Source organism: Fischerella sp. JS2 (assembly GCF_032393985.1).
Classification (GTDB): Bacteria; Cyanobacteriota; Cyanobacteriia; order Cyanobacteriales; family Nostocaceae; genus Fischerella.
Genome location: NZ_CP135918.1, coordinates 5,150,394 through 5,163,469 on the forward strand (window position 1 = coordinate 5,150,394; position 13,076 = coordinate 5,163,469).

A 13,076-nucleotide genomic window follows, 5' to 3' on the forward strand; every position below is an offset into this window, starting at 1 on the left:
GGAGTGTGAGAGGTGTGAGGAGTAGTAATAACAACTAATGTACAGACGCGATGTTCCTCGCGTCTGTACTAACTACTAACCACCAAGTTATTCAATCTTTTGCAATTCTTGTAGCACTTCAGCAGCAGATTGATAGCGATCGCTAAAGTGATAGCGAACCATTTTATCCAAAATTTCTGCTAAATTCTCGCTCACTTTTACTCCATGACGCCATTCCACAGTACCAGTTTCAGGATGCGGATGAAGTTCGTGCGGTGGTATCCCGGTAATTGCTTGAATGGCAATCATCCCCAAAGCATAAATATCACTGGATAATCGAGGATGACCAGCAAACTGTTCTGGTGGTGCGTAACCGCGTGTTCCAATAGCTACTGTGGCTAATTCCGTTTGTTCACTAGATTGTGGTTGCATCATCTTCACTGCACCAAAATCAATTAGCACCAAGCGATGATCTGTATCGCATCTAATAATATTACTTGGTTTGATATCGCGATGAATCACACGATGTTCATGAACAAATACCAGTACTTCTAATATTCCTTTTAGTATTTCGATAACATCAGATTCAGTTTTGATATCGTGATGGGGTGGTAATTCATCGCTGAGGGCATGTCCCGAAATATATTCTTGTACTAAATAGAATTCGTTGTTCTCTTCAAAATATGCCAACAATTCTGGAATTTGATGATGCTTACCTAAAACTTCTAAAATTTCTGCTTCTGCATCAAATAATCTTCTGGCAACTTGCATAAATCTTGTATCTCGGCGGGCTGGCATAAGTTGTTTGACGACACAAATAGGATTGCCAGGACGCTGGTTATCTTTTGCTAAATAAGTACAACCAAATCCACCCGAACCAAGTACTTTATGAATTTGATAACGCCCACCTAAAATAAAGTCACCAGTCGCTTTTTCTGTGTTATCAACTGTTGCCCCAGAATGGAAATGTTTGTCATAAATCCGTGTAGATTCTTTTAAGAGTGTATTTAATTGTTCTATGGCTTCTTTTTGTTTTTCAACTTGTAAAACAATTACTTTTGTGTGTTGTTGAGTTTGGTAAGTACTGTAAGCCATAACACTAACACTACTCAAAACCAAAGTCACAGCAGGCGGTATAACTGGCAACCATGCCCCTTGCAAAAATAGTAAATAACAAACACCTACTAAGCCACCCAAAGACACACTACCAGCTAAACCTAGACGTAGGGGATATCGCAACTGCCATGCTATGATACCTCCTACCATTGACCATCCCCACATCCAAACAGCTTCTGCCCAGTTTGGTAAGTACCAAATTAGGTGGCGATCGCTCAATACTGTACTGATAATCTGACTTGCTGCCTGTGCATGAATATAAACAGGTGCTATCCTTTGCGGATACTTAGATGAACCACTGTAGGGTGTATAAAAACCTGGATGAACGCTACGGGCAGTAGTACCAATAATGACGAGACGGTCTTTGAACCAATTAGGGTCTACTTTATCCTGTAAAACTTGTGTGAGAGTAACTTGTTTAGCAAACTCAGAAGGATCACGGTAATTCAGTAGAATTTGATAACCTGCTGCATCAATATTTTCATAGCCACCTGCATCTTTCAATAAACGCGGAAATAGACTTTTACCTATATAAAAATGGTTTATATCAGTGAAATAAGATTTAATGCCTTGTCTTTCCAGGTAATGAATTGCTAATAGGGCGGCAAAGGAAAATTTTGTTTGACATTTTTTGTCATCAGAAGCAGCAAATAACAAACTGCGACGGACAATCACATCTTCATCATCAGAAATTACATCACTAAAGCCGACTTGGTCAATGGGAAAATTAGGTGGTGGCGGAATTTCTGGACTGCCCATACTGCTGAACGTGCAGTAAGTGATCACATTATCTAGATTTTGCAGACCAGCCCCTAAATTTTTCTGTTTGGAACGGTCAATACTCAACCCAATAACCCGTGGTTGATAAGACTGGATTTTGATTAATAGCCGATTGATAATGTCATCTGGCAGAGAAAAATCTTGTGACCCCAAATCCTCTTCAGTGACAGTAACTAGTAAAAGATGGGGATCTGGTGCTTCAGCAGGGCGTAGCCTGATCATTTGGTCGTAAGTAGCTAATTCCCAAGTCTGCAACCATTTCAGATGGCGAACTCCCAGCACTAAGATAGTAACTCCTACACTGGTTATAAAAATAGTTTGCAGCCAGTTGCGGCTGGTATTGTCCTGAGGACGTCTATCTTTTGTCGCTAAAGCGGTGCGGAGTTTCCTAAGTAGTGTAATCACGGCTTGGTGGCGATCGCCCAAATTTGGTAGATGGTGCAAACAGGGAATGAGAATTTATCCCAAGTATTTATCAATGTAGCAATTAGTGGATGGTTGGTGATTGTTGGTTATTTAACACTTCACATTCGTTGTACGTGATTTCGCAAATTCTCTATGACTTAAACCTAAAGACTCAATTAGTCTTCTAGATGTGTTAGCGTAACTTTTCACCTCAATGGCGATCGCCAATTTGTTGATACTCCGCATTCCCAAAAATCGCATCATAATGACGGTAATACTTAAATTCCATTAAGTTATAAAACGGATCTTCTAAAAAGAAAGTCGAATGTTCCAGAGGAGTACCAACAAAACGATGCTTAGCTTCTTCTCTAAACAGTAGCTGATACTGTTGCGCTCTCAACAGTAAATATTGCCAGTCGTCTTCCGAGGTAAAAATTAATCCGAAATGTCTGGGATAAATACCACGTTGGGGTGTTAGGGGTTCCTTGGTAACATGAGCTACCAACTGATGACCATAAAGATTGAGAATGAGAGCATGGCGATTTTCCCGACCAGGAATACAGCCTAAACCATTAACATAGTATGCTTTTGCTTGGGCAATGTCAGTGACAGGAAAAGCAAGATGAAATATAGTTTGATTCATATCTAGGGGATAGGAGTGAGGAACTAGAAGCAAGGGTTGAATAGCCGTATTACTATCTATATATAAATTGCGAAATAATCAGGAAATTATGCAACTGTAATATCTATGACCAATGACATCCAACTTCCTGGGCAGCAAGAAGCTGTGATTCGCCATAGCTTACGTCTATTACGTAGTTTTGAGTATTGGACAGGAAGTTCTTTACTAAATGTTAATGGTTCTGCACGAGAAATCGCTCAAGCACTGTTTGCAGCGCCTTTTGCTTTAGTTTCTCACGGTACTGAACCAGACCCAATTTTTAACTATGGTAATCGTAAAGCCTTGGAACTATGGGAGCTTTCGTGGCAAGATTTTACTCAGATGCCTTCACGGAAAACAGCTCAAGAGGTTGTACAACAGGAGCGTAATCGGTTATTAGCGGAAACGACAAGCAAAGGTTTTAGCAATTATTCTGGTGTGCGGATTACTAGTACTGGTAAACGTTTTTATATTAAAGATGGTATTCTGTGGAATTTGTTAGATGAGAATAATCACTATTGCGGTCAAGCTGCTGTTTTCTCGAATTATGAATTTATGCTGTGAGAAAATTTGTGTTTTAGGAATCGTAGACGCGCTCATAGGCTTAAGGCAGGGTACACTCATGGAACACCGATGCACACGGATGTAAAATTGCTATAGCAAAACTCTGCGCGACGGCAGTCGCTACAACGGGGGGAACCCCCGCAACGCGCTGCCTCCCCTTTGCGTCCTCCTTTGCGATCCTCTGCGTTTAAAAACGCTAGTTAATTTTGCATAGTCCCAACAGACACCCCTGCTTTTTCTTCTGATTCTTCTCCAGATGCAGAGACTGATTCTACAAGCTGAGGAACACAGATATCAGCACCATTGATAATTGCCCCCACTAACCCTAATTCTGATTCAACCAATTCATCTACAACTTCACCTAGCATGTTTTCCTGTGTATAGTGTGGTCGGGTGACTAGGATAATGCCATCGCTATAAGGCTGGATTAATAAAGCATCGTTGGATAAACTGATGGGGTTAGTGTCTAAAATCACAAAATCATAGCGTTCGCGGGCATCTTCAATTAAGCAGCGCAATTCACTAGATTCAAGGATCGCAGCAGGCTGACCTACAGGCCCGGCACTAGGAACAATGTATAAATTCTCGACATCAGGAACTAAGCGGATACACTCACTTAAACTACCGTAATAACGCAGGGGTTCAACACTAGCATTGGGGTCAATTGTCACTTTCAGCGATGGACTGCCAGAAGGCGATCGCAAATCTGTTTCAATAATTAAGGTACGTTTGCCAGCCCGGGCGGAAGCTATACCCAAGTTATAAGTACTCACGGTTTTACCTTCGCTACTACTTACACTAGTAATTAATATTACCTTTAAATTTTTGCCACCCAAGCGACGTAGATTACTACGAAACTTTTCATAGTACTCTAAATACGGGGAATATACAGAAAGTATTGTTGGAACTTCGTCTGCTGCCAAGTCCTCTACGGGCATTAAAGGCAACTCTCCCAATAAGGCGACTTCTCGTTGTTTGAGACTGTTGCGGATATCCTCTTTGGTTTTGAAAGTACCTTCTAGTGAGCCTAATAAAAATATCACGCCACCACCAACTATTAATCCCAAAAAACCACCAACCGCAAGGGTAGTTGGCACACTCTTAGGAGGTTTGACATCGGCAATAACTAAAGGTACTTTCGCTACACTCAGGCTACTGACAGTTTCTGCTTCTGCTGCTTGAGCGTCAATTAGCTTCGCTTGCATTTTGTCGTAGATGGCTTTTTTCAGTACTACTTCTTGTTCTAAACGCGATCGCTCCAGTTGCTTGTTAGGTATCAAGGCATACATCTGCCGTAGTCGTTCTTCGTCTTGCGTTAAGGAAACTAGCTGTTGTCGCAATGTCTCGTACTGAGTTTGTAAAGCTACTAACTGATTGGCAAGTTGTTGACGAGCTGGGTCTAAGTTACTTTGAGAACGAATATCTATAATTGAACCAGCCAGAGGAGCAGTTGCACCCCCGCCACCTACTACTTCAATAGCTCGTTGTTGTAATAATTGTTCGTAAGCTTCTTTTTGACGCTGCAATTGCACCATTTGGGGTAATTCCGGACGTGCACCTTGTTTGGCGAGAACTCCCATTTGGCTTTCGACTTGATAGATTTGCGATCGCAAGTTGGCAATAATAGGGTCAGCACTCAAAGCTGAGGAAACATAAGCTTCGTTACCATTTAACCTCAACTTTTTTTGTAAACTACGAATTTGGGCATTTACTCCAGAAAGCGTCAGTTGAATTTGTCGTTGCTGACTTTGACTGCTGGTGATTGCAGTCAGCAAACTGCCATTTTCCGCAGCTAGTAATGCTGGGCCTTCGATGCGATCGTATTGTTCTAATTTCTTTTCTGCTAATTGTAAATCTTGTTTAATCGCGGGAGAGCGTTCGTTGATTTTCTTGATAATTGCATTTAATCGTCTAGTATTGATTTCGCCACTCAACTTAATCATGGCTTCCATCAATAACTGTACTGTTTCCTTAGCACGCTTTTCATGAGAATCTTTATATTTAATTTCAATAAGTGTAGATGCTGGCGCTTCTCCTGGCTTGCTTTTTTCAGGCACACTTAGAGCAACATTTTGACCAATTTGTCTAGGTTTAACATTGACTTTTGCTGCCACAGCTTCAATGATTTGGTCTGATAACAAAGTTTCTTGAGTTAATTCTTGACCTTGCTGTTGAATTTCACCCCCAGTCACAGAGAATAAAACCGGAGGACTAGAGTAGGTGAGTGCGGCTTCTGCAACGTAACTGGCGGGTGGTTCTGGTTGCATAGCCACCACCGTTGAACCGACAACAACTAAAGTGAAACTGGCTAAGCCAATCCACTTATACTTCTCAAAAGCTATTAGGTAACGTTTTACAATCGGTGGTGTCATGGTTAGTTGTTGGTTGTTGTTTGGTGGTTAGTAGTTAGTAGTTAGTAGTTAGTGGTTGGTTGTTGGTTGGTGGTTAGTAGTTAGTAGTTAGTGGTTAGTGGTTAGTAGGTACAGACGCGAGGAACATCGCGTCTGTACATTAGTGGTTAGTAGTTAGTGGTTACCTATATTACTCCTCACACTCCCCCCATCACCCCATCTTCCCATCCCCCCATCCCCCCATCCCTACTTCCCTCCACTGCTACTACCAAAAGTCTCAAAGAAGTTGAGAAAATTCTGAATACTGAAGAAGGGTTGAGTAAAAGTATTTATGAGGTTAGTAATTTTACCAATTAGGTTTCGACCAATAACGATAACATCATTATCTTGAAGTGGTACGTTTTGAGTCGCATCTCCAGCTAGGGCCTTTTTACCGTTTAATCTCTGAGTGATGGCTTTACCTCGTTCTGGGTCGAACCGAACCAAGGCAATGTCTCGGATGTTGGTAAAATTAGGGTTGACTCCTGATAAAACATCAACAAAATTACTACCATTCGGTAATGTTTGCGTTACTAGTCCCCCGGTGGCATAGTTTAACACCCTAACTCGAATCTGGGGTTGAGCTAAAGAGGAACGAGCAACAAGATTGCGATCATAATTGTCATCACTAGCAAGGTCACGACGCATGACAACGATCGCATCTCCATCTTGCAAGCGGATGTTAGGTGCGCCCTCACCATTCAGTAAAGGGCTATACAAGTCTAGATTTTGAGTAATTATTGAACCATCAATTAACTTACGCCGCAATTGAACTTGTCGCAGGTCTGCCATCATTGTCGAACCGCCTGCTAGTAGTAAAGCATCAGCAATACGAGGCGTTGGCGAACTTATAGGGTAAATTCCTGGTCTTGGGACTTCACCACTAATAGTTATTTGTACCGTTCGAGGTGATGCTAATGATACAGCAACAACTTGACCTGGTGTCACGCGATCAAGTAATAAGCGGATTTTTTCTTGAGCTTCTTCTAAACTCAAGCCTTTTAAAGATACTGTGCCAACTTGAGGTAAAACAACATTACCTTCTGGATTAATTGCGAGTGAAAGATTTAACTCTGGTCGCTGCGACACAAGCGATAAAGTCACTATAGGATCAATGACATAAGTATTGAATAACGAGCGAATCTTATTTTGTGCCTCTGCCAAAGTTAAATTTTGTAGTGATACAGTTCCTAAAAGAGGAACAGTAATCTTTCCTTCGGGATTAACAGAAGCTTGAAAACCTAGATCTGGAAAACGTTCGATCGCAACGCTAATGACATCTCCTGGTCCTAAACGATAGGAACCAGGAGGACGTTGAACTTGAAGAGTGATGATATCTCCCGGCCCTAAAATATAACGATTCAGTTGGGGTAATATTTCATTGCTACTAACATCCAACTGAGTAAATTCAATATGCGTCGCGGAAGCAGGAGGTGGCGCTTGAGCAACAATAGGTATTGTAGGTGTTGCTAAAAAAATACTGACTTGAAAACTAAATAAGTACAATGTGCTGAATGCACGCATATAAACAGTAGAAGTAATAAACAATTTAATTTAAGCTGTGTAGTTATTCTCAGGCTGCAAGCGGCTATTTTAACTTAAACTACACGTAATTATAGGTGTAATATATTTTCTTTAAAATACAAGGGGCAAGTTTTGCAGCTTGTCTCTAGGTCTTTTCATCGATATTTGACCAGACATAATAATTCATAATTCATAAAACACTTGTCATTAAAGTAGCCTGTACTGTTTCGCCGATAGACCTAACCTCAGACCAAAGTGTATCAATTTTTCCCAAAGGTTCCATCGGTATAAGGATGCTAACTGCAACCCAGGCAGCACGTTGCTTTTGTAATTGGGCTAGCTGATCTGCTAACAACCACTGTAAAGTTGAGGAACTGCCACCATCGCGCCAAGCGTACCATTGCAGAACAGCAAAAGTTTGTTCTGTTGTAGCAGCACGAAAAAACATAGCTTTTACCTTTGCTTGCGGTTGCTTGACAGGAAATTCCACTAAGCGGCTTTGAGCAATATTCCACTGTCCCCAGCGTGACCGACCCCAACCATTAATCTCTGTCCATTCTACTTGTGGCTGCTTTCTTGGGCCATTCTGCGGTAATAACAGTAACACAGCCTCAGTATTGGTTTGTAGCTTTTTAATTAGCTGCAAAGACCACTTTTGTTCACCAATTGGTTGTTCTGCTTGTTCAATTGTTTGCCAACCAGGAATAGCTAATCCTGTCTGACGTATCTGTTTCAACTTTTTCAGATTAGTGATAGGTGCAGGTTGCTGCCATTGCCAGTTTCCCTTTAGGTATCCAGGAACTGCCCCTATTACTAATATAAGTAGCAGTAACAACAGCGCTACTAGCTGAGCAAAGTAACGCTCTTTGAAGAGTTTGGCAGAAATCATCGGTAAAATACGTAGAGCATGAAAAAATTTTAGACTCATGTTTACCTAAATGAGTTCAGTAATATTATTGATTGATCTACTCACCTTGCCTTCAGTACTCTTGGAAGAGCGATCGCTCTACTAAACCTTGAAATCAAATAATCAAGGATGGACAATAAGAGTGATTGGATAAATTACTAAATGAAACCAACTGTCGAACAAGCAATTGAATTATTCAAGGTGTGTCAGGATTTAACTCAGATGTACCTGCCGATTTACTTGGTGAGATTAGATGAACGGACAACACGTATTTACATTCTGGCAGGACAAGAAACTGAAATAGAGATATTTCACAACGCAAGAGTGAGATACCTATGACTGAGCGAAATTTTCAGGCAATGACTAAACAAGAGTTAAGAGCTTATGTTTTGGCACATCGAGACGACCAAGAAGCTTTTTATGCCTTAGCCGACAAGCTTAGAGAACAGCCGGGAGTTGAAATCACCTCAACAAAGCAATTGCATGAGCTAGTTGAGGCAAGGTTGGATGACGCTGATGCAAGAGATGCTTATGCAACACTAGAAGAGGTTGCAATTGTTGGAGCAATGCCCCTTGAGGAGCTGAAAAAGGAGCTAGGGATATGAGCTATCAAGTAGCACTAGCACCATCAGCTGTGCAGGAAATTGCAAAATTAGATTCTGAATTACAACGACAGCTAGCGCAAAAACTAGAGCAACTAGCATTTAACCCGCGTCCAGAAGATGCTATACAACTAATACTGAAGGGGACAGAAAATTTATATAGAATTCGCTTGGGCGAATACCGGGTTATTTACCATATTCAGGAGCAATCTTTGCTAGTCACAGTGATAAAAATTGCACATCCAAAAGATTACTATTAAAACGTTTTTAGAACAGCGATCACCTGTTGAGTAGGAGCGATGCTGAAAATCTAGTGACGGATGAAATATCTAATATGGGGTCTGAGACTAATCATTTGTGGTTAACCGCACCAACCAATTTAACTTTGTTGTCTGATGAAATGCATATCTGGCGAATTGAACTGGAACGACCAGAATCAGAATTGCAAGCTTTACAAACAACTCTCTCTAGTGACGAAATTGCTCGCGCTCAAAGGTTTTACTTTGAGCAACATCGACAGCGTTTTATTGCAGGTCGGGGTATCCTCCGCACAATCTTGGGTCGCTACTTGGATTTGGAACCGCAAGCGGTACAATTTACATATGAACCTCGAGGAAAGCCAGTATTAGGTGATACATATATTCAGAGTGGGGTGTCGTTTAATTTGTCTCATTCTCAGGATTTAGCTTTATGTGCTGTCAGTAGTAACCGTCAGGTTGGTATAGATATAGAACACATGCGCTCAGTGAGTGATGTCGAAGCCCTTGCTGAAAGGTTCTTTGCACCCAGAGAATATGCAGTGGTGCGATCGCTTCCCCCAGAACAACAAAAGCAGGTATTTTTCCGCTACTGGACTTGTAAAGAAGCTTATTTAAAAGCAATAGGAGTAGGACTAGTTCAGTTAGAAAAAGTAGAGATTTCTTTATCTCCAGAACAACCAGCAAAACTAATCACTGACGAACAGTGGAGTTTAATTGAACTATTACCTGCTAATAATTATGTTGGTGCAGTTGCTGTAGCAGGTCAAAACTTACATTTAAAATACTGGCAGTATTAAATTTGTTAGTGGGAAGAAGCAGGTGTTTTTTGGATAATGTTGTCAACTAAACCGTAGGCTTTTGCTTCTTCAGCACTCATAACAAAGTCTCTTTCAGAATCAAGTTTAATTCTCTCTTCCGGTTGACCAGTGTTAGCAGCTATTATCCTATTCATAGTTTCTCTGAGATACAAAATTTCTGTAGCTGCTACCTCAATTTCAGTTGCTTTTCCCTCAGTGCTTGTTGATGGTTGACGAATTGTAATTCTTGCGTTTGGGAGAGTGTATCTTTTCCCTTTAGTACCAGAACAAAGCAAGAATGCTGCCGTAGCAGTCGCATTACCAATGCATACAGTACATATATCTGTACGCAGCTGAGTCATAGTGTCATAAACAGCCAAGGCTGCTGTTAAGGAACCTCCAGAACTATTGATATACAATGTAGTATCTTGCTCTGGGTCTTTCGCATCAAGAAATAGCATTTGTGCCACAATTAAATTCGCTATTTCTTCTGTTAATTCCCCACGTAAAAAGATAATTCTTTCTGCAAGCAATCGGGAATAAATATCAAACTGTATTTCTTCTTGCTGGGATGGTTGAATAATAGTTGCAAAGCCGATTTGAGATGGAGAGTTCATAGTTACTAGCTCCAAAAGGTAAGATTTATTTTTTAATAAACCACAGAAAACGCAGAGAACGTGGAGGAAGAGAATTACTATTTGTTAGGTTGATGCTTCCTCAAATACTCCCATTTCTCCAAGGCGGATGGTAATGATTTCTACGTCTGTAATTGCTTTGTGGGGGCCATTTTTGGTATTAGCTGGTGTAAACCAAAATGTTCCCGATGTGCATTGGCGTCCATTGGTTTCGATTATTCCTTTGAGAACATAGACGTATTCATCACAAGGATGGTAATGAACGGGAATTACTGTGTCAGCAGTCATCCGTAATTTATGAATTGAGCCTTGCGCTATTGGTTCTGCTAGTGGCAGTATTTGTGTTCCCGGGAATTGCTCAATTTCTAGCCACTGTTTATTGTTTGTATCAATAAAAGTTTGTTCGACCATATTTGATTTCCTAAGTGTGAAATTTATCTGACCAGAGTTTGTAATACTGCCAAGCTTCTGTTGTATCCACCTCTGGCATGTGTTTTTTCACTAGGGCAAATGTTTCCTCTATCAATTCACCAAGGTGGTTAACCGCTAACTGAGGTTCTTCACAAAAAATCTGCTTGAGACGAAATGAGAGATTATTGGGAGCGATCGCCATTTGATTGATGAACTTATCCATCCCTTTAAATGGGACAGAATCAACGGGATGATAGAAGCAATTTAAGCCCAACAACACTCCAATGATATTCTTGACTCCCTTCAATAATTCCTCATGAAGAAAAAGCACATCATTTCTTTCTATTCCATAAAGTTGTAACACCCACAAACCGCGAAAATGCAAACGCTTTTTCACCATTGCTTGAGCTAACTTATCGGGATAGTTTGCTACCTTTGTCTGCCATTGTTTAATTAATTCAGTATTATGCAACGGCAGCATATCAACAATGCCAGCTAGCACATTCAGCAGAGGATCGTCAGGCTTGCATTTCTCCAGCACCTTGTCTATGTCGCGCTCACAACACTCGATGGTGATATGACCAAAATCGCACTTGACGCCTTGAACAAAGTATTGTTCGACTATGTATCCTGCTTGGCGATCGCTACCATAAAGTCTATAGTCTGATCCTTGATTGTGTTCATACGCTGTTTTCAGTTCTTCATCAGATGGTAGTTTCCAGTAATAAATGCTCATGTCAATATCCGAGTAGGTATCAGCTTGTCCACGAGCAACAGAACCAACAACACCAATAGCCCTAACTTTCGGATTAACTAGGTAGCTGGCTGCATTTGTGCGCGCCAAAGCAAGCAGCTGTTTATTGGCGTCGTTCATTTTTCTCTCCCTGTTAATCTGGCTATTTATTGTTACTGGCAAAACTAACTAAGACCTTTGGCATTGTTTCACTTAGCCTATAGTCCCACCCACCATTGAGAAAGGAACTGAAAATTACACTATCTAATGCTTCATACCTAGCAACAGGTATGGGCGATAACACGGTACTGTGAGCAGTTTCTGCTGTAGACTCATGCATAAAACGACTTTGCCACGGTTGAGAAAGGCGCATCGGTTCATGTAGAGACGGGTCATGGCGCGTCTGGTCAGGTTTGTGACTCAATCCTTTATGCTCAAGTTGCAGTCGAGTACCTCCATCCACAGGTTTTAACGTCCAAATCACAATTGAAGGCCCATGCATCATACTATCTTGCCAAGTGAAGGAAAGGCGCTTTGGCTCATCAAGTTCAATCACCTCACAATCAATGCTTTCACTTAATCCTGGTAGTGATGAGTAGAGAAATCGGAATTTATGTCCCACACGTGGCTCAAAGTCATTTTCCATCAGCCATGCAGCAAGAGTGTGGCGGTTAGTGAGAACCTGCCAAATTCGTTGGGGGGGATAGGGATAGAAAACTTCCTTCTTCAAGTCTCGGAGCATTGATTTTCCTCCAAATAGTTGCCAAGGGCATCTAGTTTTTCTTGCCAGAACTGCTCGTAATCAGCGATCCAGTCAGATATCTGCTTCAGTGGCTCCGGGTTCAGCCGATACAGGCGCTGTCGCCCTGCTTTCCGCATTTGTACTAAGCCTGCTTCGCAAAGAACTTGTAAATGCTGAGAAATGGCTGGCAAGCTCATCGCAAATGGCTCAGCCAGTTGTTTTACTGGTTGCTCGCCAGTACGTAACAGATCCAATAGTGCCCTGCGTGTGGGATCTGCGATCGCCACAAACACATCAGCACTAGCAGCAGGTCTACTCATTCAAATTAACCATATATTTAAGCAAACGCTTAACTATTTTTAGAATATATAAGCAATTGCTTAAATGTCAACTACTCATAAAAAGACGGTGGGCAAGCCCGTTCCTTCTAGGGTATTTTGCCTTTTTGGCGATCGCTAATAGCTTGTGATCTGCTAGCCAAGAAGAGATTTAGTTTAAAACTAGCTCAACAATAAAAATCTAATTTAAAAGCTTTAAGACAACCGACTTTTATCAAAAAACCTTCCATTA

General features: G+C 41.2%; 15 protein-coding genes. 5 read left to right on the plus strand and 10 right to left on the minus strand.

All coding sequences use genetic code 11. The annotated features are described in order from the left end of the window. Positions 1-87: 87 nt before the first annotated feature. Positions 88-2,280 carry a CHASE2 domain-containing serine/threonine-protein kinase gene (locus RS893_RS21885; protein ID WP_315792067.1) on the minus strand — a complete coding sequence of 731 codons (2,193 nt, stop codon included), beginning with the start codon at positions 2,278-2,280 and terminating at the stop codon, positions 88-90. A 211-nt stretch (positions 2,281-2,491) separates the two neighbouring features. Next, positions 2,492-2,923, minus strand: coding sequence for a VOC family protein (locus RS893_RS21890; RefSeq protein ID WP_315787816.1), 432 nt, complete (start codon positions 2,921-2,923; stop codon positions 2,492-2,494). 105 nt (positions 2,924-3,028) lie between these two features. Between RS893_RS21890 and RS893_RS21895 the strand changes: the two genes are divergently transcribed. Then, a complete protein-coding gene (locus RS893_RS21895; protein WP_315787817.1) occupies positions 3,029-3,505 on the plus strand; it encodes an MEKHLA domain-containing protein in 477 nt (158 codons plus the stop codon). 200 nt (positions 3,506-3,705) lie between these two features. On the opposite strand, the gene RS893_RS21900 is transcribed toward RS893_RS21895, so the two are convergent. The 3 genes from RS893_RS21900 to RS893_RS21910 all read right to left on the minus strand — a co-directional run bounded on the left by RS893_RS21900 (position 3,706) and on the right by RS893_RS21910 (position 8,308). After that, positions 3,706-5,877 carry a GumC family protein gene (locus tag RS893_RS21900; RefSeq protein WP_315787818.1) on the minus strand — a complete coding sequence of 724 codons (2,172 nt, stop codon included), beginning with the start codon at positions 5,875-5,877 and terminating at the stop codon, positions 3,706-3,708. A 225-nt stretch (positions 5,878-6,102) separates the two neighbouring features. Next, the gene (locus tag RS893_RS21905; protein ID WP_315787819.1) at positions 6,103-7,419 is read right to left on the minus strand and encodes a polysaccharide biosynthesis/export family protein; all 1,317 of its coding nucleotides are present in this window, start codon (positions 7,417-7,419) and stop codon (positions 6,103-6,105) included. 190 nt (positions 7,420-7,609) lie between these two features. After that, positions 7,610-8,308 carry a cyanoexosortase B system-associated protein gene (locus tag RS893_RS21910; RefSeq protein ID WP_315792068.1) on the minus strand — a complete coding sequence of 233 codons (699 nt, stop codon included), beginning with the start codon at positions 8,306-8,308 and terminating at the stop codon, positions 7,610-7,612. A 180-nt stretch (positions 8,309-8,488) separates the two neighbouring features. Here RS893_RS21910 and RS893_RS21915 point away from each other — a divergent pair, with 180 nt between their 5' ends. From RS893_RS21915 to hetI, 4 genes are all read left to right on the plus strand, one after another. Then, positions 8,489-8,665, plus strand: a complete 177-nt coding sequence (locus RS893_RS21915) for a DUF6888 family protein (RefSeq protein ID WP_315787820.1) — start codon at positions 8,489-8,491, stop codon at positions 8,663-8,665. Beyond that, complete coding sequence (locus RS893_RS21920; protein ID WP_315787821.1) at positions 8,662-8,931, plus strand: DUF6887 family protein; 270 nt, start codon at positions 8,662-8,664, stop codon at positions 8,929-8,931. The genes RS893_RS21915 and RS893_RS21920 overlap by 4 nt, the downstream gene beginning before the upstream one ends. Continuing rightward, positions 8,928-9,188: a type II toxin-antitoxin system RelE/ParE family toxin gene (locus tag RS893_RS21925; protein ID WP_315787822.1), complete on the plus strand. Its 261-nt coding sequence runs from the start codon at positions 8,928-8,930 to the stop codon at positions 9,186-9,188. Before RS893_RS21920 ends, RS893_RS21925 begins: the two co-directional genes overlap by 4 nt. Positions 9,189-9,262: 74 nt before the next feature. Beyond that, complete coding sequence (hetI, locus tag RS893_RS21930) at positions 9,263-9,985, plus strand: 4'-phosphopantetheinyl transferase HetI (RefSeq protein ID WP_315792069.1); 723 nt, start codon at positions 9,263-9,265, stop codon at positions 9,983-9,985. A gap of 5 nt (positions 9,986-9,990) precedes the next feature. Here the strand turns inward: hetI and RS893_RS21935 are convergent, their stop codons facing one another. From RS893_RS21935 to RS893_RS21955, 5 genes are all read right to left on the minus strand, one after another. After that, the gene (locus tag RS893_RS21935; protein ID WP_315787823.1) at positions 9,991-10,602 is read right to left on the minus strand and encodes an ATP-dependent Clp protease proteolytic subunit; all 612 of its coding nucleotides are present in this window, start codon (positions 10,600-10,602) and stop codon (positions 9,991-9,993) included. A gap of 84 nt (positions 10,603-10,686) precedes the next feature. Continuing rightward, positions 10,687-11,031, minus strand: coding sequence for a cupin domain-containing protein (locus RS893_RS21940; RefSeq protein ID WP_315787824.1), 345 nt, complete (start codon positions 11,029-11,031; stop codon positions 10,687-10,689). A gap of 10 nt (positions 11,032-11,041) precedes the next feature. Next, a complete protein-coding gene (locus RS893_RS21945) occupies positions 11,042-11,905 on the minus strand; it encodes a nucleotidyltransferase domain-containing protein (protein WP_315787825.1) in 864 nt (287 codons plus the stop codon). 22 nt (positions 11,906-11,927) lie between these two features. Next, positions 11,928-12,506: an SRPBCC domain-containing protein gene (locus RS893_RS21950; protein ID WP_315787826.1), complete on the minus strand. Its 579-nt coding sequence runs from the start codon at positions 12,504-12,506 to the stop codon at positions 11,928-11,930. Continuing rightward, the gene (locus tag RS893_RS21955) at positions 12,491-12,826 is read right to left on the minus strand and encodes an ArsR/SmtB family transcription factor (RefSeq protein WP_315787827.1); all 336 of its coding nucleotides are present in this window, start codon (positions 12,824-12,826) and stop codon (positions 12,491-12,493) included. The genes RS893_RS21950 and RS893_RS21955 overlap by 16 nt, the downstream gene beginning before the upstream one ends. Positions 12,827-13,076: the final 250 nt, after the last annotated feature.

Coding starts and splice junctions, on each gene's coding strand:
- RS893_RS21890 (WP_315787816.1), bottom strand. CDS start 2,923: ATGAATCAAACTATATTTCATCTTGCTTTTCCTGTCACTGACATTGCC.
- RS893_RS21895 (WP_315787817.1), top strand. CDS start 3,029: ATGACCAATGACATCCAACTTCCTGGGCAGCAAGAAGCTGTGATTCGC.
- RS893_RS21900 (WP_315787818.1), bottom strand. CDS start 5,877: ATGACACCACCGATTGTAAAACGTTACCTAATAGCTTTTGAGAAGTAT.
- RS893_RS21905 (WP_315787819.1), bottom strand. CDS start 7,419: ATGCGTGCATTCAGCACATTGTACTTATTTAGTTTTCAAGTCAGTATT.
- RS893_RS21910 (WP_315792068.1), bottom strand. CDS start 8,308: ATGATTTCTGCCAAACTCTTCAAAGAGCGTTACTTTGCTCAGCTAGTA.
- RS893_RS21915 (WP_315787820.1), top strand. CDS start 8,489: ATGAAACCAACTGTCGAACAAGCAATTGAATTATTCAAGGTGTGTCAG.
- RS893_RS21920 (WP_315787821.1), top strand. CDS start 8,662: ATGACTGAGCGAAATTTTCAGGCAATGACTAAACAAGAGTTAAGAGCT.
- RS893_RS21925 (WP_315787822.1), top strand. CDS start 8,928: ATGAGCTATCAAGTAGCACTAGCACCATCAGCTGTGCAGGAAATTGCA.
- hetI (WP_315792069.1), top strand. CDS start 9,263: ATGGGGTCTGAGACTAATCATTTGTGGTTAACCGCACCAACCAATTTA.
- RS893_RS21935 (WP_315787823.1), bottom strand. CDS start 10,602: ATGAACTCTCCATCTCAAATCGGCTTTGCAACTATTATTCAACCATCC.
- RS893_RS21940 (WP_315787824.1), bottom strand. CDS start 11,031: ATGGTCGAACAAACTTTTATTGATACAAACAATAAACAGTGGCTAGAA.
- RS893_RS21945 (WP_315787825.1), bottom strand. CDS start 11,905: ATGAACGACGCCAATAAACAGCTGCTTGCTTTGGCGCGCACAAATGCA.
- RS893_RS21950 (WP_315787826.1), bottom strand. CDS start 12,506: ATGCTCCGAGACTTGAAGAAGGAAGTTTTCTATCCCTATCCCCCCCAA.
- RS893_RS21955 (WP_315787827.1), bottom strand. CDS start 12,826: ATGAGTAGACCTGCTGCTAGTGCTGATGTGTTTGTGGCGATCGCAGAT.